The organism is Umezawaea sp. NPDC059074 (assembly GCF_042738955.1).
In the GTDB taxonomy this organism is placed as follows: Bacteria; Actinomycetota; Actinomycetes; order Mycobacteriales; family Pseudonocardiaceae; genus Umezawaea.
Genome location: NZ_JBHYHC010000046.1, coordinates 53786 through 71053 on the forward strand (window position 1 = coordinate 53786; position 17268 = coordinate 71053).

At 72.0% G+C, this 17268-nt stretch carries 16 protein-coding genes; 13 read left to right on the forward strand and 3 right to left on the reverse strand.

Annotated features, from left to right (window positions below; all coding sequences use genetic code 11):
- Positions 1–61 precede the first annotated feature (61 nt).
- Together ACFWW9_RS21900 and ACFWW9_RS21905 are read left to right on the forward strand one after the other, a co-directional pair.
- Positions 62–1081 (forward strand): medium chain dehydrogenase/reductase family protein, encoded by a 1020-nt coding sequence (locus tag ACFWW9_RS21900; RefSeq protein ID WP_390380727.1) that lies wholly within the window; start codon positions 62–64, stop codon positions 1079–1081.
- A 48-nt stretch (positions 1082–1129) separates the two neighbouring features.
- Positions 1130–1792: a TetR family transcriptional regulator gene (locus ACFWW9_RS21905; protein ID WP_390380730.1), complete on the forward strand. Its 663-nt coding sequence runs from the start codon at positions 1130–1132 to the stop codon at positions 1790–1792.
- Here ACFWW9_RS21905 and ACFWW9_RS21910 read toward each other — a convergent pair.
- Positions 1785–2339 carry a TetR family transcriptional regulator gene (locus ACFWW9_RS21910; protein WP_390380733.1) on the reverse strand — a complete coding sequence of 185 codons (555 nt, stop codon included), beginning with the start codon at positions 2337–2339 and terminating at the stop codon, positions 1785–1787. The genes ACFWW9_RS21905 and ACFWW9_RS21910 overlap by 8 nt on opposite strands.
- A 350-nt stretch (positions 2340–2689) precedes the next feature.
- On the opposite strand from ACFWW9_RS21910, the gene ACFWW9_RS21915 reads away from it, so the two are divergent.
- The 7 genes from ACFWW9_RS21915 (at position 2690) to ACFWW9_RS21945 (ending at position 11863) form a co-directional block, all read left to right on the forward strand.
- Complete coding sequence (locus ACFWW9_RS21915; protein WP_390380736.1) at positions 2690–3568, forward strand: LysR family transcriptional regulator; 879 nt, start codon at positions 2690–2692, stop codon at positions 3566–3568.
- A 90-nt stretch (positions 3569–3658) separates the two neighbouring features.
- Complete coding sequence (locus tag ACFWW9_RS21920; protein WP_390380739.1) at positions 3659–4165, forward strand: (2Fe-2S)-binding protein; 507 nt, start codon at positions 3659–3661, stop codon at positions 4163–4165.
- Positions 4162–5157, forward strand: coding sequence for an FAD binding domain-containing protein (locus tag ACFWW9_RS21925; RefSeq protein WP_390380742.1), 996 nt, complete (start codon positions 4162–4164; stop codon positions 5155–5157). The genes ACFWW9_RS21920 and ACFWW9_RS21925 overlap by 4 nt, the downstream gene beginning before the upstream one ends.
- Complete coding sequence (locus tag ACFWW9_RS21930; RefSeq protein ID WP_390380745.1) at positions 5154–7451, forward strand: xanthine dehydrogenase family protein molybdopterin-binding subunit; 2298 nt, start codon at positions 5154–5156, stop codon at positions 7449–7451. The genes ACFWW9_RS21925 and ACFWW9_RS21930 overlap by 4 nt, the downstream gene beginning before the upstream one ends.
- Before the next feature lie 228 nt (positions 7452–7679).
- The gene (locus ACFWW9_RS21935; RefSeq protein WP_390380748.1) at positions 7680–9089 is read left to right on the forward strand and encodes an MFS transporter; all 1410 of its coding nucleotides are present in this window, start codon (positions 7680–7682) and stop codon (positions 9087–9089) included.
- A gap of 31 nt (positions 9090–9120) precedes the next feature.
- Positions 9121–9927 carry a dienelactone hydrolase family protein gene (locus ACFWW9_RS21940; RefSeq protein WP_390380752.1) on the forward strand — a complete coding sequence of 269 codons (807 nt, stop codon included), beginning with the start codon at positions 9121–9123 and terminating at the stop codon, positions 9925–9927.
- A gap of 115 nt (positions 9928–10042) precedes the next feature.
- A complete protein-coding gene (locus ACFWW9_RS21945) occupies positions 10043–11863 on the forward strand; it encodes a BTAD domain-containing putative transcriptional regulator (protein WP_390380755.1) in 1821 nt (606 codons plus the stop codon).
- 3 nt (positions 11864–11866) lie between these two features.
- On the opposite strand, the gene ACFWW9_RS21950 is transcribed toward ACFWW9_RS21945, so the two are convergent.
- Entirely contained in the window at positions 11867–13243 is a 1377-nt protein-coding gene (locus ACFWW9_RS21950; protein ID WP_390380759.1) for an FAD-binding oxidoreductase, read from the reverse strand.
- A 134-nt stretch (positions 13244–13377) separates the two neighbouring features.
- Between ACFWW9_RS21950 and ACFWW9_RS21955 the strand changes: the two genes are divergently transcribed.
- Positions 13378–13704 (forward strand): ArsR/SmtB family transcription factor, encoded by a 327-nt coding sequence (locus ACFWW9_RS21955; RefSeq protein ID WP_390380762.1) that lies wholly within the window; start codon positions 13378–13380, stop codon positions 13702–13704.
- Positions 13701–14327: a cation transporter gene (locus tag ACFWW9_RS21960; RefSeq protein WP_390380782.1), complete on the forward strand. Its 627-nt coding sequence runs from the start codon at positions 13701–13703 to the stop codon at positions 14325–14327. Before ACFWW9_RS21955 ends, ACFWW9_RS21960 begins: the two co-directional genes overlap by 4 nt.
- 6 nt (positions 14328–14333) lie before the next feature.
- On the opposite strand, the gene ACFWW9_RS21965 is transcribed toward ACFWW9_RS21960, so the two are convergent.
- On the reverse strand, positions 14334–15107 hold the full coding sequence (locus ACFWW9_RS21965) for an oxidoreductase (RefSeq protein ID WP_390380765.1): 774 nt from the start codon (positions 15105–15107) through the stop codon (positions 14334–14336).
- A gap of 70 nt (positions 15108–15177) precedes the next feature.
- On the opposite strand from ACFWW9_RS21965, the gene ACFWW9_RS21970 reads away from it, so the two are divergent.
- Positions 15178–16158, forward strand: a complete 981-nt coding sequence (locus ACFWW9_RS21970) for a hypothetical protein (protein ID WP_390380768.1) — start codon at positions 15178–15180, stop codon at positions 16156–16158.
- Positions 16155–17027: an ADP-ribosylglycohydrolase family protein gene (locus tag ACFWW9_RS21975; protein ID WP_390380770.1), complete on the forward strand. Its 873-nt coding sequence runs from the start codon at positions 16155–16157 to the stop codon at positions 17025–17027. Before ACFWW9_RS21970 ends, ACFWW9_RS21975 begins: the two co-directional genes overlap by 4 nt.
- The last annotated feature ends 241 nt before the right edge of the window (positions 17028–17268 follow it).

The window sequence follows — 17268 nt, forward strand, 5'->3', positions numbered from 1 at the left end:
TCCACCAGCGCTTTTCTTTGCCCGAAGAAGTATGTGACCACTCACAAACAAGGAGCCAGCCATGACCGAGAGCATCGAGGTCGTCCTCCCCGGCATCGTCGAGCCGACCGGCCTCCAGGTCCGCGCGACCACCGTCCCCGCCCCCGGCGCGGGCCGGGCGTCGATCCGCGTCGAGGCCACCGGCGTCTCGTTCGCCGAGCAGCAGATGCGCCGCGGCAAGTACTACGACCAGCCGCCGTTCCCGTTCGTGCCCGGCTACGACCTGGTCGGCACCGTCACCGCCGTCGGCGAGGGCGTGCCGCCCACCCTCGTCGGCACGCGCGTCGCCGCGCTGACCAAGACCGGCGGCTGGGCGAGCCAGGTCGTCCTGGAGGCCGCCGACCTGGTCCCGGTCCCGGCGGGCGTCGACCCGGCCGAGGCGGAGACCGTCGTCGTCAACGGCATCACCGCGTGGCAGATGCTGCACCGGGTCGCGAAGGTCCGCTCGGGCGGCACGGTCCTCGTCCACGGCGCCAACGGCGGCGTCGGCTCCACCCTCGTCCAACTGGCCAGGCACGCGGGCGTCCGCGTGATCGGCACGGCCTCCCCGCGCCACCACGACACCGTCCGCGCGCTCGGCGCGACCCCGGTCGACTACCGCGCGGACGTCCCCGCGCAGGTCCGGGCACTGGCCCCGAACGGCGTCGACGCCGTGTTCGACCACGTGGGCGGTCCCGGCATCGTCGACTCCTTCAAGCTCCTGGCTAAGGGCGGCACGCTCGTCTCCTACGGCAGCGCCTCCACCCGCGACGACGGCGGTTCCAAGCAACTGCCGGTGCTCAAGCTCGTGGCGAGGCTCCTGTGGTGGAACTACTCCCCCACCGGCCGCAACGCCCACTTCTTCAACATCTGGGCGGGCAAGCGGAAGGCGGCGGCGTTCCGCGCCACGCTGGCCGAGGACCTCGGCCAGGTCCTGGCGCTGCTGGCCGACGGCTCCTTGACCGCCCAGGTCGCGGCCCGCTTCCCCCTGACCGAGGCGGCCGCGGCCGTCGCGCTGGCCGAATCGGGCACGGTCACGGGCAAGGTCGTGCTGGTGCCGTGACGGTTCGCACAGCCCCTCCACGAGGTGAGGGTCGGCTAATCTCGGCTGGTGGAGTGCACACCGACGTTCCTGCGAGCCCGCAGGCCCGAGCACAAGCGGCAGCGCTACGACGCCATCCGGTCCGCCGCGGCGGAGTTGGCGCTGGAGCGCGGGGTCCGCTCGGTCAGCCTCGGGGACATCGCGACGGCCGTGGGCGTGCACAAGTCGGCGATCCTGCGGTACTTCGCGACCCGCGAGGAGATCTACCTCAGCATCGGCGCGGACGCCTGGGTGGACTGGACCCAGGCCGTGCACGCGGAGTTCGCCGACGTCGTCGAGACGACGCCCGCGGCGCTCGCGGAGGCGCTCTCCCGCACCCTCGCCGACCGCCCGCTCCTCTGCGACCTGCTGGCCCAGGCCCCGCTCAACCTGGAGCGCCACGTCTCCACCGGGGCGGTGCGGTCGTTCAAGCTGGCGGTGCTCGAAGCGGTGGAGGGGTTGGCCGCGCTGGTCGAGAAGTTGGTGCCCGCCTTGGCGGACCGCGGTTTCGAGGCCGTCGCCGCCATCGCGTGCTTCGCGTCGTCGGCCTGGCAGATCGCCCACCCGTCGGAGAGCCTGGCCGCCCTCTACGCCGCGGAACCCGCGCTGGCCAGGGCGTGCGTCGACTTCGTCCCCACGGTCAGCCGGTTCGGCGAGGTCTACCTGACCGGGCTGATCGCGACCGTCAGCTAGCGACCAGGCCGAGCACGGTCCGCCGGATCGCGTCCCGGCGGACCGCGACCCCGTCCTCGGACGGGATCTCCGACGCGGACGCCGACCCCCAGGTGGCCGCGAGGGCCAGCACCAGCGACAGCACGACGGCGGGCGGCGACGTCGAGGCGACCACGCCGTCGGCCTGCGCCTTGGCGATGGCGTCCACCTTGGACCGGTACGACTCGGCCACCGCGGGCAGCGCTTCCAGCGCGCCGCGTTCGAGCCGGTGCCACGTCGCCAGCCGGAGCAGTTCCGGGTGGGCGCGGTAGAAGTCGAACAGCTTGCCCGCGTAGCCGGGCAGGTCGTCGGCGGTGAACGGGACCTCGTCCAGCACGCGCACGACGTGGGCGTCGAACACCGCGTCGAAGAGCTGGTCCTTGCTGGAGAAGTAGACGTAGATGAGGTTCTTGTTCGCCTCGGCCGCGGCGGCCACCCGGTCCACCCGCGCGCCCGCTATGCCGTAGGCCGAGAACTCCGCCGTCGCTGCTGCGAGGATGCGGGCTTTCGTGGCCTCGGCGCGGGACATGGCCGCGATCCTAACGGGCGGCCCGAATGGCAAAAACGCCAACGCGCGGCGTCTCGAATCGAGCGGTTCACCCCGCTGGGCGCGCCGTCCGGAGCGCCGCCGGACGGGCTCGGCACCACGCCCGGCGGGCGCGCGTCCGTCCGATGTGGACTCGACGCGCTGGGCCGTCCGAGCGACCGCCGCTGTGCTCCCCGACTCGTCCGGCGGGCGCGAACGGCGATCCCGGCACTGGTGCGTTCGGCCGTTCGAGTGCTCTCCGGAGTCGTAGATCACTGGGCCGTTCAGCCGTGAGCGGGCGGGCGCGGATCCGCCGCCGGACTACCCTGGGAGGTGACGCATGGAGGTAACTGGTGGACGTCGACCTGCGCAAACTCCGGTACTTCGTCGCCGTCGCCGAGGAGTTGCACTTCGGCCGCGCCGCCGAGTCGTTGCACATCGCGCAGCCGGTGCTGTCCCGGCAGATCAGGGCGCTGGAGGAGGAGCTGAAGGCGCGGCTGTTCCTGCGCGACAAGCGCGGCACCGAGCTGACACCGGCGGGCGCGCAGCTGCTCACGGACGCGCGGCCGCTGCTCGCCAACGCGGACGCGCTGCGCCGCCGGGTCGGGCGGGCGGCGCGGGGCGCTGACCGGTTCACCGTGGGGTTCATGCCGGGGCTGATCGTGTCGGCGGCGATCCGCGTGCTGGCCTCGCGGCACCCCTCGTTGAGCGTCGACGTGGTGCGCACCGGCTGGTACGACCAGACCGACGTGATCCACGACGGGCGGGTGGACGTGAGCTTCGTGCGGCTGCCCGTCGACCAGCGCGGGCTCCAGGTGCGGCCGCTGCTGGCCGAGCCGCGCGTGGTCGTGCTGCCGGTCGGGCACCGGTTGGCGCACAAGAAGTCCATCGGCATCGCCGACCTCGCCGACGAGCACCTCGCGCAGGACCCGGACGCGGTGCCGGAGTGGCGGGACATCGCGACCGAGCTGCGCACCGGGCGGCGCGAGCCCGCGCCGGTCGTGCTCACGGTCGAGGAGAAGTTCGAGCACGTCGCCGCGGGGGCGGGCGTGATGGTGTTGCCGAAGTCGGTGACCGAGTTCTACACCCGCCGCGACCTCACGTCGGTGCTCATCGACGACATCGGCCCGAGCCGGGTGTGCCTGGCGTGGGACGCCTCCCGCCGCAGCCCGCTGATCCTGGAGTTCGCGGCCATCGCCGAGGAGCACCATCGGGTGTACCAGGCCACCTGAGACGATAAGAGGACACCGGCCTGTTGTTAAGTGGACACCGTTCTATTAACGTTGGTCCCAGTCGGGGACCGCCAGGAACGGAGCTGCAACGTGGTCGAGGTTCGAATGCGGGTCAACGGCGTGGCCGCGGAGGTCGACGTGTCACCGCAGGTCAGCCTGCTCGACGCGCTGCGCGGTGAGCTGGGGTTGACCGGTACCAAGAAGGGGTGCGACCAGGGCGCCTGCGGCGCGTGCACCGTGCTCGCCGACGGCGAGCGGATCAACTCCTGCCTCGCGCTGGCCGTCCAGTACGACGGCCGCGAGATCACCACGGTCGAGGGGCTGGCCGACGGGGGCGAGGCGCACCCGTTGCAGAAGGCGTTCATCCGCAACGACGGCTTCCAGTGCGGCTACTGCACCTCCGGGCAGCTCTGCTCGGCCGTGGGGATGCTGGCCGAGCACGCGGCGGGCGCGCCGAGCGCCGTCACCGAGCACCTGTGCGCCACCGACGTGGACCTGTCCGAGGGCGAGATCCGGGAGCGCATGAGCGGCAACCTCTGCCGCTGCGGCGCCTACAACGGCATCGTGGCCTCCATCCGGGAAGTGGCGGCCCAGTGAAGACGTTCGCCTACCTGAGCGCGCCGGACGTGGCCACGGCCGTCAGCGCGATCGCCACCGAGCCGGGCGCGAAGTTCCTCGGCGGCGGCACCAACCTGGTCGACCTGATGCGCGAGGGCGTGGAGCGACCGGACACGGTCATCGACATCACCCGCCTGCCGCTGACCGGGATCGAGGAGCTGCCGGACGGCGGCGTGCGGATCGGCGCGCTGGTCCGCAACAGCCACCTCGCGGCGAACCAGGTCATCCGGAGCCGGTACCCCGTGCTGTCCCAGGCGATCCTGACCGGCGCGTCCGCGCAGCTGCGCAACATGGCCACGGTCGGCGGGAACCTGTTGCAGCGCACCAGGTGCCTGTACTTCTACGACAGCGCGGCGGCGTGCAACAAGCGCGTGCCGGGCAGCGGGTGCGACGCGCTCGACGGCTTCAACCGGAGCGGCGCCATCCTCGGCGCCTCGGAGAGCTGCGTCGCCACGCACCCGTCGGACATGGCCGTCGCCCTGGTGGCGCTGGACGCCGTCGTGGAGGTCGAGAGCGTGCGCGGCACGCGCCGGATCCCGCTGGCCGACTTCCACCGGCTACCTGGCGAGACGCCGGAGGTGGAGACCTCGCTGGCGGCCGACGAGCTGATCACGGCCGTGGAGCTGCCGCCGTTGCCGCTGGCCGCGACCTCGCGCTACCGCAAGGTCCGCGACCGCGCGTCCTACGCGTTCGCGCTGGTGTCCGTGGCCGCCGCGCTGGAGGTCGCCGACGGCACGGTCACCGGCGTGCGGCTCGCGCTCGGCGGGGTGGCGGCGAAGCCGTGGCGCGCCCTGGAGGCCGAACGGGTGCTGCTCGGCGCTCCGGCGACCGAGGAGTCGTTCCTGCGCGCGGCCGAGGCCGAGCTGGCTCCCGCCGTGGGCCGGTCGCAGAACGAGTTCAAGATCGAGCTGGCTCAGCGGGCGATCGTCGCCACGCTCCGGCAGCTGCTCACCGAAGGGGGCGCGGCGTGACGCAGGTCCAGAACCCGCCGGTCACCGGCTCCACGACGGCGGGCAGGTACGTCGGCCAGGCGATCGACCGCGTGGACGGCGTCGTGAAGACCACCGGTGGGGCCAAGTTCGCCGCCGAGATCCCCTACGCGAACCTCGCGCACGCCGCGCTGGCGCACTCGACGGTCAGCCGCGGCCGGATCACCGCCGTCGACACCGCGGACGCCGAGGCCGTCGACGGCGTGATCTCGGTGATCACCCACCTCAACGCGGTCGCGATGCAGCCGCCGCCCAAGGTCAGCCCGGTCGACATCGACTCGCTGGCGTCCGGCACGACGGTCAACTACCTCAACACCGACGAGGTGTCGTGGAACGGCCAGCCGATCGCGGTCGTCGTCGCGGACACCCTGGAGGCCGCGCGCGAGGCGGCCGCGCTGGTCACCGCCACCTACGACGTCCAGCCGTCCACTGTGGACTTCGCGGCCGAGGCGCCGAACGCGGAACCCCAGCCGAGCAGCCTGATCCTGCCCGCGGGCGGGAGCAAGGGCGACGCCGAGGCCGCGCTGGCCGCCGCGCCCGTGTCGGTCGACCTCCGGTTCACCACGCCGATGCACCACCACAACGCCATCGAGCCGCACGCCACCACCGCCGCGTGGGACGGCGACCGGCTGACCGTGCACGAGGCCGCGCAGAACGTCAGCTGGATCCGCAAGCACCTGGCGCACAAGTTCTCCGTGCCGCCGGAGGGCGTGCGGGTGCTCGCGCCGTTCGTCGGCGGCGGGTTCGGCGGCAAGGGCAACGTGTGGGCGGGCACGATCATCACCGCGCTGGCCGCGCGGATGACCGGCAGGCCGGTGCGGATGCTGCTCACCAGGGAGGGCGTGTACCGGACGGTCGGGGCGCGCACCCCGAGCATCCAGCGGGTCGCGCTCGGCGCGCGGGCCGACGGCCACCTGACGTCGCTGATCCACACCAGCGTCACGCAGATGGGCAAGGTCGGCGGCCTGCCGGAAGCCGTGACGTCGCAGTCGAAGTACCTCTACGCGGCGGACAACATCCTGCTCAAGCAGGACGTCGTGAAGCTCGACCAGATCTCCAACACCGCGATGCGCGCCCCCGGCGAGGCCATCGGCACCTACGCGGTCGAGGTCGCGATCGACGAGCTGGCGACCAAGCTCGGCATGGACCCGATCGCGCTGCGGATGCTCAACGAGCCGGAGACGGACCCGTTGCACGGCAAGAAGTTCTCGCACCGGCTGCTGCGCGAGGTCTACGCGCGCGGCGCGGAGCGGTTCGGCTGGGCCGACCGGGCCCCGCACGCGGGCGCCACCCGCGACGGCAAGTGGCTGGTCGGCACGGGTGTCGCGACGGCCTACCACCCGTCGTTCCAGCTGCGCGCGAACGTCGTGGTGCGGGTGTCGGTGGACGGCGAAGTGCTGGTGCGGTGCGGTTTCCACGAGATGGGCATGGGCGGGGCGACCGCGCAGGCGCAGATCGCGGCGGACGCGCTGGGCGTGCCGTTCGAGTCGGTGCGGGTGGAGTACGGCGACAGCAGGCTGCCGCTCGCGCCCGGCGCGGGCGGGTCGGCGCAGACCGCGAGCGTCGCGGCGAGCCTGCTGGCGGCGTGCGAGAAGCTGAAGAAGTCCGTGCTGGACCTGGCGAAGAAGTCCGCCGAGTCGCCGTTGCGCGGGCAGCGGCTCGCGGACCTCCGGGCCCGCGACGGCGGCCTGTTCCACGGCGGTGGCGGCGAGACCTACGCCGCGGTGCTGGCCAGGGCGGGCGTCCCGTCGGTCGACGCGGCGATCGGGTCCGAGACGAAGCTCGGCGAGCTGACCGGCAACCTGAAGTTCTTCTCCAAGTTCCTGATGGACCGGCGGCGCTGGGTCAAGGCCGCCTGCGGCGCCCAGTTCTGCGAGGTGCGCGTCGACTCCGACACCGGCGAGGTGCGGGTCTCGCGCTGGCTCGGGGTGTTCGACGTCGGCACGGTGGTCAACGCGAAGACCGCCACCAGCCAGTTGAAGGGCGGCATCGTGATGGGCATCGGCGCGGCCCTGTCCGAGGAGACGCTGGTGGACCCGCGGTCCGGCCGGATCATGAACCCGAGCCTGGCCGAGTACCACCTGCCGGTGCACGCCGACGTGCCGCGCATCGACGTGGAGTACCTCGGCGAGCCCGACCCGACCATGCCCCTCGGCCTGCTCGGGATCGGCGAGGTCGGCATCACCGGCGTCGCGGGGGCCATCGCGAACGCCGTGCACCACGCCACCGGCAAACGGGTGCGCGACCTGCCGATCACGCTGGACAAGCTCCTCTAGCGACGGCGAGAAGGCGCCACCGGAAACGCTGGGGCGGCAACGGTTTCCGCCCTACCGTGGAAGGCGGTCGGGGTACCACGCGCGCGGCGCCCCGACCGTGCGAGGAGGGACGGGCTGGTGCGGCCCGCCCCTCCTCGCCTCGCGTTCCGCCGGGCGGTATGTCCGGAATGCGCGAGCGCCGCGTCACACCCGTTCTCAACCAACCTGTTAGTCAAATATCCTGGAGACGTGACAGGACAAGCGCTCGACGTCCACCGCACCCCCACCACTCCCCCCGCCCGGTCGCACACGCTGGTCGTGGCGGTCCTCGCCTCCGGCGGCCTGGCCGCGTCGCTGATGCAGACGCTCGTCATCCCGCTGATCCCCGAGTTCCCCCGGCTCCTGCACGCCTCCGCGCTCGACACCTCGTGGGTGATCACCGCGACGCTGCTGGCCGCCGCCGTGATCACCCCCGTCAGCGGGCGGCTCGGCGACCTCTACGGCAAGCGCCGCGTGCTGGTGGCCAGCCTGCTCTCGCTCGTCGTCGGCTCGGTGCTCTGCGCGGTCACGGAGTCGGTGTGGCCGGTGGTGGCGGGCCGGGTGCTCCAGGGCTGCGCGATGGGCGTGGTGCCGCTGGGGATCAGCATCATGCGCGACCTGCTGCCGCCGTCGAAGGTGGGCGCGGCGATGGGCCTGATGAGCGCCACGCTCGGCGTCGGCGGCGCGATCGGGCTGCCGCTGTCCGCGGTGGTCGCCCAGCACACCCACTGGCACGTGCTGTTCTGGGGTTCGGCCGTGATCGGCCTGGTGTGCGCCACCCTGGTCCGGGTATTCGTCCCGGAGAGCCCGCGAGCGCCCCGCGCCCGGTTCGACCTGCTCGGCGCGCTGTGGCTGTCGGCGGGTCTCACGGCGTTGCTGCTGGCCACGATCAAGGGCGGCACCTGGGGCTGGGCGGGCGTGCCGACGCTGGCGCTGTTCGGCGCGGCCGTGGTGCTGCTGCCGCTGTGGGGCCGCTACCAGTTGCGGACCCGCGACCCGCTGGTCGACCTGCGGGTGTCGGCCCGCCGCCCGGTGCTGCTGACGAACCTGTCGGCGGTGCTGATCGGGTTCGCCATGTACGCGTCCGCGCTGCTGTTCCCGCAACTCCTCCAGGCCCCGGTCGCGACCGGGCAGGGCTTCGGCCTGTCCATGGTCGGCGCGGGCCTGTCGATGGCGCCGCTCGGAGCGGTGATGATGCTGCTGTCGCCGTTCTCCTCGCGGATCTCCGACCGGTTCGGCGCGCGGACGACGCTGATCCTCGGCGCGGCGGTCATCGCCGTGGGCAACGGGATGGCGGTCGTGCTGACGTCCGCGGTGTGGCAGGTCGTGGTCGCCTCGGCGATCCTCGGCGGCGGCATCGGCATCGCGTTCGCCGCGATGCCCGCGCTGATCATGGGCTCGGTGCCGCTGGGCGAGACGGCGTCGGCCAACGGCGTGAACACGCTGATGCGCTCGATCGGCACGTCCACCGCCAGCGCCGTCCTCGCGACCGTGCTGGCGAACACCGCGGTGGCCACGGGCCCGTCCCGCTTCGGCTTCCACGTCAGCTTCATCGCCGCCGCGGGCGCGGCGCTCCTGGCCCTGTGCGTCGCCGCGCTGATTCCCCGGAACACGGCATGATCGACGGGATCAGACCACTCGGAGGAACTCCATGACCGACACCGCCCCCGTCTCCGACCTCACCGGCTGGACGCACCGGCCGTTCACCGCCGCGGGCATCACGCACGACTGCTTCGAGAAGGGCGAGGGCCCCGGCGTGGTGGTGATGCCGGAGATCCCCGGCATCCACCCCGAGGTGCTCGGCTTCGCCGACCACCTGGTCGACCAGGGCTTCACCGTCCGGCTGGTGTCGCTCTACGGGGTGCCGGGCAAGGCGATCTCCGCGGGCTACGCCGTGTCGTCGATGGCCAAGGCGTGCGTGTCCGCCGAGTTCCGGGCGCTCGCCGTGAACGCCCACCGCCCGGTCACCGACTACCTGCGGGCGGTGTCGCGCGACCTGGCCGAGCGCACGCCCGGCAAGGGCGTCGGCGTGATCGGCATGTGCTTCTCCGGCGGGTTCGCCCTCGCGGCGGCGTTGGAGGACGTCGTGCTGGCCCCGGTGATGAGCCAGCCGTCGGTGCCGTTCCCGCTCGGCGCGACGCGCAAGCGCGACCTCGGGCTCACCCCCGCCGAGGCCGACCGGATCGTCGCCCGCGCCAAGGACGAGGGCCTGTGCGTGCTCGGGATGCGGTTCAGCGAGGACGGCATGGCCCCGCGCGACCGGTTCGCCGCCCTCCGCGAACGGCTCGGCGACGCGTTCGAGGTGATCGAGCTGGACTCCTCGCCGGGCAACGCCGGCGGCTTCGGCAAGAACGCGCACTCGGTGATCACCGGCGAGGTGCGCGACCGGCCGGGCCACCTCGCGCTGGGCGCGCGGGACCGCGTCGTGGAATTCCTCCGGGAACGCCTCACCGCCTGATTCCGCGCTCACGCTCCGCGCCACTCCGAACACTTTCGCCGTGAATCGAACCGAACCGCTTCCCCAGCCGTGAAAGCGACTGTTCGGCTCGACCGGTTCGGGGGCGGAGGACGGGATGACGACAGGATTGAGGTTCGCCCTGCTGGGGCCGATCAGGGCGTGGCGGGGCGCCGAGGAGCTGGCGCTCGGCTCACCCCAGCAACGGGTCACCCTCGCCCTGCTCCTGCTGCGCGAGGGCAAGCCGGTGTCGGTCGAGGAGATCATCGACGCCGTGTGGGGCGACGAGCCGCCGCGGGAGGCGCGGGGCACCGTGCGCACCTACGTGTACCGGCTGCGCCGCCTCCTGTCACCCGCCGAGGACGGCGTGATCACCTCCGTCGGCGGCGGCTACACGATGTCCGTGGAGGGCGGCGCGGTCGACTGGGCGCGGTTCCGCACCCGTGTCGCCGCGGCCCGCCAGGCCCGTGCCCGCGGCGCGCTCGCGGCCGCGTCCGACCTGCTGCGCTCGGCGCACGACCTGTGGCAGGGCACCGCGCTCGGGGGCCTGCGCGGCGACTTCGTCGAGGTCCAGCGCACGCGGTTGGCGCAGGCGAGGCTGGCCGCGCTGGAGGAGCGGCTGGAGATCGACCTGGCGTTGGGAAGGCACGTCGCGGCGAGCGCGGAGCTGGCCGAGGCGGTCGCCGCCGACCCGATGCGCGAGCGCTTGCGCGCGCTGCTGATGACCGCGCTGTTCCACTCGGGCAGGCAGGCGGAGGCGCTCGCGGTGTACGACGAGGGCAGGCGGCTGCTCGTCGACGAGCTGGGCATCGAGCCCGGCGCGGACCTCCGCGAGCTGCACGGCCGGATCCTGCGCGCCGAGCTGACCCCCGTGGCGGCGCCCCCGGCGACCGTGCGGCCGCCCGCTCAACTGCCCGCCGACCCAGCCGATTTCGTCGGCCGCGCACGGGAGCTGGAGCGGATCCGCGGCGCGCTGGACTCCGCCGACCGCGCGCCCGTCGTGGCCGTCAGCGGATTCGTCGGAATGGGCAAGACCGCTCTCGCGGTGCGCGCCGCGCATTCCCTGCGCGCGAATTTCCCGGATGGGCAACTGTTCGCCACTCTCGGCGGATCCCACGGCAGTCCCACGACTCCGGAAAAGGTGCTGACGGGATTCCTCATCGCGTTCGGGATGGACGCGGATCGGTTGCCGACGGGCGTGCAGGACCTCCTCGCGCTGTGGCGGACGGTCCTCGCCGAGCGGCGGGTGCTGGTCGTGCTCGACGACGCCCACGACGTGGAGCAGGTGCGCCACCTGCTCCCCACGACACCGGGGTCGGCGGCGATCGTGACGGGCTGGCGGGACCTGGTCCACCTGAACGCCGCGCACGTGGTCCGGCTCGGCCCCCTGACCCCGCACGACGCCGTGGAGCTGCTGGCCCGGCTGGTCGGCCACGACCGCGTGCACGCCGAGCGCGCGACCGCCGAACGGCTGGCGGGGCTGGCGTCGTTCCACCCGCTGACCATCCGGACCACCGCCGCGCGCCTGCTGGGCCGTCCGCACTGGTCCGTGGCGCGGATCCTCGACCACGCCACGGCGGGCCACGCCGACCCGCGGATCATGGACCTCGCCTGCCTGCCCGCACGGCCGGGCGTCACCGCCGTGCTGGACCGCCTGCACCCGGTGGTCGCCCGCGCGTTCCGCCTCGGCCCCCTGGTCGGCGACCGGCTGACCGCGGAGGCCGTCGCGCCCCTGGTCGACCTGCCGCCGCACCGCGCCGGACGGGTGCTGGAGACCCTGGTCGACGCGAACCTCCTGGAGGCCGAGAGCGACGGATCGTTCCGCTACCTCGGGGTCGCGCTGCTCTACGCCCGCCGAGAGCTGGCGTCGAGCGCCCAGGACCTCGCCCGCCGCGCGGCGCTGCGCAGGCTGGACGAGCGCTCGTTCGCCGCTCTCTGACCCTCAGGCGTTCGGCAGCACGTTGTGGTTGTTGGCGCGGAACACGTTCGTCGGGTCGTACTGGCTCTTGACCGTCCGCAGGCGGCGGAACACCTCGTCGCCGAAGGCGTTCTCGACGGCGTCGTCGCCGCTCATGAAGTTGAGGTACTGGCGGCCGGTGCTCCACGGGCCCAGCGCGCCGACGAGGTCCCGCATCTGGTCCAGCACCGCCTCGACCTCGACCGGGTCGCCCACGGCCGCGCCCCACACGTTGATCCGGGCGTCCCGGACGTCGACCGCGTTCGGCGACGCCGCCGGACGGCCGAGCGCCCCGCCGAGGTGGCGGATGTCCAGGATGACCACCCGGCAGTCCGACGCGGGACCGGCCAGCTCGACGATCCGGTCGACGCCCTCGGCGGACAGCTCGGTCAGCAGGCCGCCGAACTCGCCGTACGGCATGGGGTCGGTCGGGTCGAGGTGGATGGAGGTGAACTCGGTGTACGGGGTCGTGGCCACCGTGTCGAGCAGGGCGGGCGCGACCGCGCGCATCGGCGCGACGAGCCGTTCGCCGTCCTCCTCCGACCCCAGGTAGGACACGCGCAGGTGCACGACCAGCTTGCCCTGGGCGAACTCCGGCACGGTCGGCAGCGGCGGCAGGCGCAGCAGGCCGATCGAGGAGTTCAGCTCGTCCGGCGCGTCGGCGATCCACTCGCGGTAGGCGTGCAGCACGGCGGCGGTGTGCTCGCCCGCGTAGAAGACGCCGCCGCCGAAGTACTCGGTGACCGGGAACAGCGCGATGTCGATCGCCGTGACGACGCCGAAGTTGCCCTTCCCGCCGCGGATCGCCCAGAACAGGTCCGGGTCGGACAGGTCGGTGACGTGCCGCGACTCGCCGTCGGCGGTGACCACGTCGATCCCCCGCACGTGGTCGGCCGCCCAGCCGTGGGTGCGGCCCATCGTGGGGCTGAGGCCGCCGCCCAGGACGTAGCCGATGACGCCGACCGTGCCTGCCGACCCGCTGAGCGGCGCGAGCCCGTCCTTGGCGGCCGAGTCCACGACCTGCTGCCACAGCGTGCCCGCGGTGACGCGCGCGGTCTGCCGTTCGGCGTCGACCTCCACGGACGCCATGCGGCTGGTGGTGATCAGGACGGAGCCGGTGGCGGGCGCGAACGGCTGGTGGCCCGTGGCGAGCACGGCGACGGGCAGGTCGTTGGCGACGGCGAACCGCACCGCGGCGCGCACGTCGGCGGCGCTGGTCGCGCCGACGACCACGGCGGGGTCGTGGACGACGAGCAGGTTGAAGCCCGCGCACTCGGCGGCGAAACCCTCGTCGTGCGGCAGGAGCACCGGGCCCGCCACCGAGTCGAGGAGCGGTCGGACGTCGAAGTCGCTGGTGGTCACGGTGTGGCCTTCCGGGTGGGGCGGGACGGCGGTCGTCCCGTGTCCACCCACGGCACCAGCGCGCCGTGGACGTCGTGTCGACGTCTGATGAACGCCGTGGTGAAAGCGTCAGCCGACGCTGTACTGTTCAGCCCGTGCTGACGCGTGAGACCCGTGCCGACGCGCTCGCCCGCCTCGGCCGAGCCCTGGCGGACCCGACCCGCTGCCGCATCCTCGTGGCGCTGCTGGACGGCCCGAACTACCCCGGCGCGCTCGCCGCGGACCTGGGGCTGAGCCGGTCGAACGTGTCCAACCACCTGGCGTGCCTGCGCGGCTGCGGCCTGGTCGTGGCGGCCTACGAGGGCCGCCAGGTGCGCTACGCGCTGGCCGACGAGCACCTGTCCCGCGCGCTGACCGAACTGGCGAAGGTCGTGCTCGCCGTCGACCCGTGCCCGGACCACGTCCCGGCGGCGACCCGATGAGCTGCGCCTGCTGCGCTCCCCCACCGGTCACCGCCCGCACGGCGGTGCTGACCAGGCGGATCCGGCTGCTGGTCGGCGTGACGATCGCCTACAACGTCGTCGAGGCGGTCGTCGCGCTCGCGGCGGGCGCGGCGGCGTCGTCGACGGCCCTGATCGGCTTCGGCCTGGACTCGGTGATCGAGGTCGCCTCCGCGACGGCCGTCGCCTGGCAGTTCTCCGGCTCAGACCCGGCCGCCCGCGAACGCACGGCGTTGAAGGCGATCGCGGTGTCGTTCTTCGCGCTCGCGGCCTACGTGACCGTCGAGTCGGCGCGGTCCCTGCTCTCCGGGGTCCCGGCGGAGCACTCGACGGTCGGCGTGGTCCTGGCGGCCGTGTCGCTGGCCGTCATGCCCGGCCTGTCCCACGCCCAGCGCCGCGCGGGCCGGGAACTGGGGTCGGCCAGCGCCGTGGCCGACTCCAAGCAGACCCTGCTGTGCACGTACCTGTCCGGCGTCCTGCTGGTCGGCCTGCTGCTGAACAGCCTGCTCGGCTGGTACTGGGCCGACCCCGTGGTGGCACTGGTGATCGCGGCCGTCGCGGTCAAGGAGGGCCGCGAGGCCTGGCGCGGCGACCACTGCTGCTGACCGGGGTCAGAGTGTCGTGACCAGCCCGCCGTCGATGGTGAAGTCCGCACCCGTCACGTTGCCGGCCCGGTCACTCGCGAGCAGCAGCACGAGGTCCGCGACCTCCTCGGGCGTGGTGAACCGCCCCGTCACCATCCCCGACGCGGCCGACTTCGCCACCGCGTCGGCGTCCCCACCGGAAGCCTCGGCGATCGTCGCGGCGACCCCACCGGCCCCCAACCACAACGCCGTGGCCACCGGTCCGGGACTGATCGTGTTGACCCGGATCCCGCGCGGCCCGAACTCCTTCGACAGCGACTTGGTGAAGTTCGCCAACGCCGCCTTCGCCGCGCTGTAGTCCATCACCAGCGGGTCGGGCAGGAACGCGTTGACCGACCCGATGGTGACCACCGATCCGGCACCGCGCTCCAACAGGTGCGGCAACACCGCACGGGTGGCGCGAACGGCGGACATCAGGTTCAACGCCACCATCCCGGCCCAGTCGTCATCGGTGATCGACAGGAACCCCCCGGTCCGCGGCCGCACGGCACCGACGTTGTTCACCAGGATGTCCACCCCACCGAACAACCGCACGGCCTCGTCCACCAACAGCCCAGGCCCCTCGGCCGTCCCGAGGTCCACGGCGACCGGGTGCACCAACGGCACCGGCTCCTCGTGCCACTCCCGAGCCCCCGCGACGACCTGGACCCCTTCAGCGGCCAACGCCCGAGCCACAGCCAGCCCGATCCCCTTGCTGGCGCCGGTGACCACAGCGATCTTGCCGGTAAGGTGCAGGTCCATCAGGTTCCCTCCAAGGTCCGACGGCAGACTCTGGTCCACCCTGATCAACACCGCAAGGGGGAGACTCTCCGTGCTGGTAGGCGAGGCAAGAGCAGCAGCCGAGACCTGGGTCCACAACCACTCCGCCACCGCGTACTACACCGGCTCGACCACCACCCTGCCGGACAACGCCACGCTCCCGGTGGGATCCGATGTGGACATAGCGGTCGTCACCGACACACCCCAACGGAAACCGGGCAAGTTCCTCTTCCAGGACGTCCTGCTGGAAGTCACGTACGTGACGTGGCAAGACCTCCACAACGCCTTGGGCGACTACCACTTGGCCAACGGCCTACGCACCAACACCATCATCGCCGACCCCACAGGCGCCCTCGGCCCCCTACAAGCTTCCGTAGCCCACCACTTCTCCGACCCGATGTGGCTACGCCACCGCTGCGAACACGCCAAGTCCCGCGTGGAACAAGGCCTCACCACCATCACCCCGTCAACACCATGGCCCCGCCAGGTGATGTCCTGGCTGTTCCCCACAGGCATCACCACCCACATCCTCCTGGTGGCGGCCCAACAAAACCCCACAGTCCGCCTCCGCTACCTCAAGGCAAGACCACTAGCGGGCCCCCTCTACCCCACCCTCCTGTCCCACCTCGGCTGCACCACCTGGACCCCCACCCAAACCCAACACCACCTGACAGCCTTGGTAACCACGTTCGACCACACAGTCCCGGTGTCTCGAACCCCCTTCCCGTACAGCTCAGACATCACTCAGGCGGCTCGCCCCATCGCCATAGACGGCTGCCAAGCCTTGATCGACTCCGGCAACCACCGAGAGGCAGTCTTCTGGCTAACAGCCACGTTCTCCCGCTGCCACACCATCCTCGAATCCGACGCCCCAGCCCTGCACCAGGACCTTTCTTCGGCCTTCGACGCCTTGCTGGCGGACCTCGGCATCACCGGCCCCAACGACCTCCAGGAACGGGCGAAGCAGGTAATCGACTTCCTGCCAGAGCTATGGTCGAGATCCGAGGAACTAATGGCGGAGGGAGCCACATGACGAGCAGGGAGAACACCTTGCGCGGCTTGGCGTTGGGCGATTCCTTCGGCCAAACCCGCTTCACGCACAAAACCGACGACGAAGCCCCACCTCCATGGCCGTGGACCGACGACACAGCCATGGCCCTGTGCATCCACGCCGTCCTCCTCGACCACGGCCACATCGACCAGGACGCCTTGGCAACAGCGTTCGCCACCGAATACCGCCGCGACCCGCACCGCCACTACGGCGCCTCCATGCACGAGGTGCTGACCGCCATCGGCAACGGCGAACCGTGGCACACCGTCGCAGGCCGCCAATTCGACGGCCAAGGCTCATGGGGCAACGGCGCAGCCATGCGAGTAGCCCCAGTAGGCGCCTGGTTCGCCAACGACCTGAACCGCGTCAAAACCGAAGCCGCGAACTCAGCCGCAGTAACCCACGCCCACCCAGAAGCAACAGCGGGCGCAATCGCCGTAGCAACAGCCACAGCCCTGTCGATCACCAACACACCACCCGACCGCCTGCTACCCGAGGTAACCCACCACACCCCACCAAGCGCAGTCCGCACCGCACTACAACGAGCAAGCCGGGTCCCCTTCCACACCGACCCACGCTCCGCAGCAGGCACCTTGGGAAACGGCAGCAGAATCTCCGCACCGGACACAGTCCCATTCGCGATCTGGTGCGCGGCCAGACACCTGGACGACCTGGAAGCAGCACTCCGGTCCACCGCATCAGCAGGCGGCGACGTGGACACGACCTGCGCAATAGTCGGCGGCATCATCGCAGGCCGCACCGGCTTGACCAAGGTCCCCACAACATGGCTGACCGCGTGCGAACCACTACCAGCCTTCACCCCAACCGGCACCGCATCCCACTGCGCCTGATCTTTCGGGCCCCCGGCCCCAACTCACCCCCGTGACCAACCCGACCCACATCTCAATTGCACCGATCGGAACCGCACCAAAATCTTCCGGCCCCCGGCCGGCACTCGCACCGCGCACCAACCGGGCCGTGCCGGCAGGTTCTTTTCAACCCCCAACCCTGGCAGCCCCCGATTGTTTTTGCGCCCCCACCCTCTTTCGCTTTGTCAAGACGTCTTTCCAGCCTTGACAAAGCGAAAGAGGG

Bases quoted from the DNA above. Each gene is read 5' to 3' on its own strand.
- ACFWW9_RS21900 (WP_390380727.1), top strand. From the start codon at position 62: ATGACCGAGAGCATCGAGGTCGTCCTCCCCGGCATCGTCGAGCCGACC.
- ACFWW9_RS21910 (WP_390380733.1), bottom strand. From the start codon at position 2,339: ATGTCCCGCGCCGAGGCCACGAAAGCCCGCATCCTCGCAGCAGCGACG.
- ACFWW9_RS21940 (WP_390380752.1), top strand. From the start codon at position 9,121: ATGACCGACACCGCCCCCGTCTCCGACCTCACCGGCTGGACGCACCGG.
- ACFWW9_RS21945 (WP_390380755.1), top strand. From the start codon at position 10,043: ATGACGACAGGATTGAGGTTCGCCCTGCTGGGGCCGATCAGGGCGTGG.
- ACFWW9_RS21960 (WP_390380782.1), top strand. From the start codon at position 13,701: ATGAGCTGCGCCTGCTGCGCTCCCCCACCGGTCACCGCCCGCACGGCG.
- ACFWW9_RS21965 (WP_390380765.1), bottom strand. From the start codon at position 15,107: ATGGACCTGCACCTTACCGGCAAGATCGCTGTGGTCACCGGCGCCAGC.
- ACFWW9_RS21975 (WP_390380770.1), top strand. From the start codon at position 16,155: ATGACGAGCAGGGAGAACACCTTGCGCGGCTTGGCGTTGGGCGATTCC.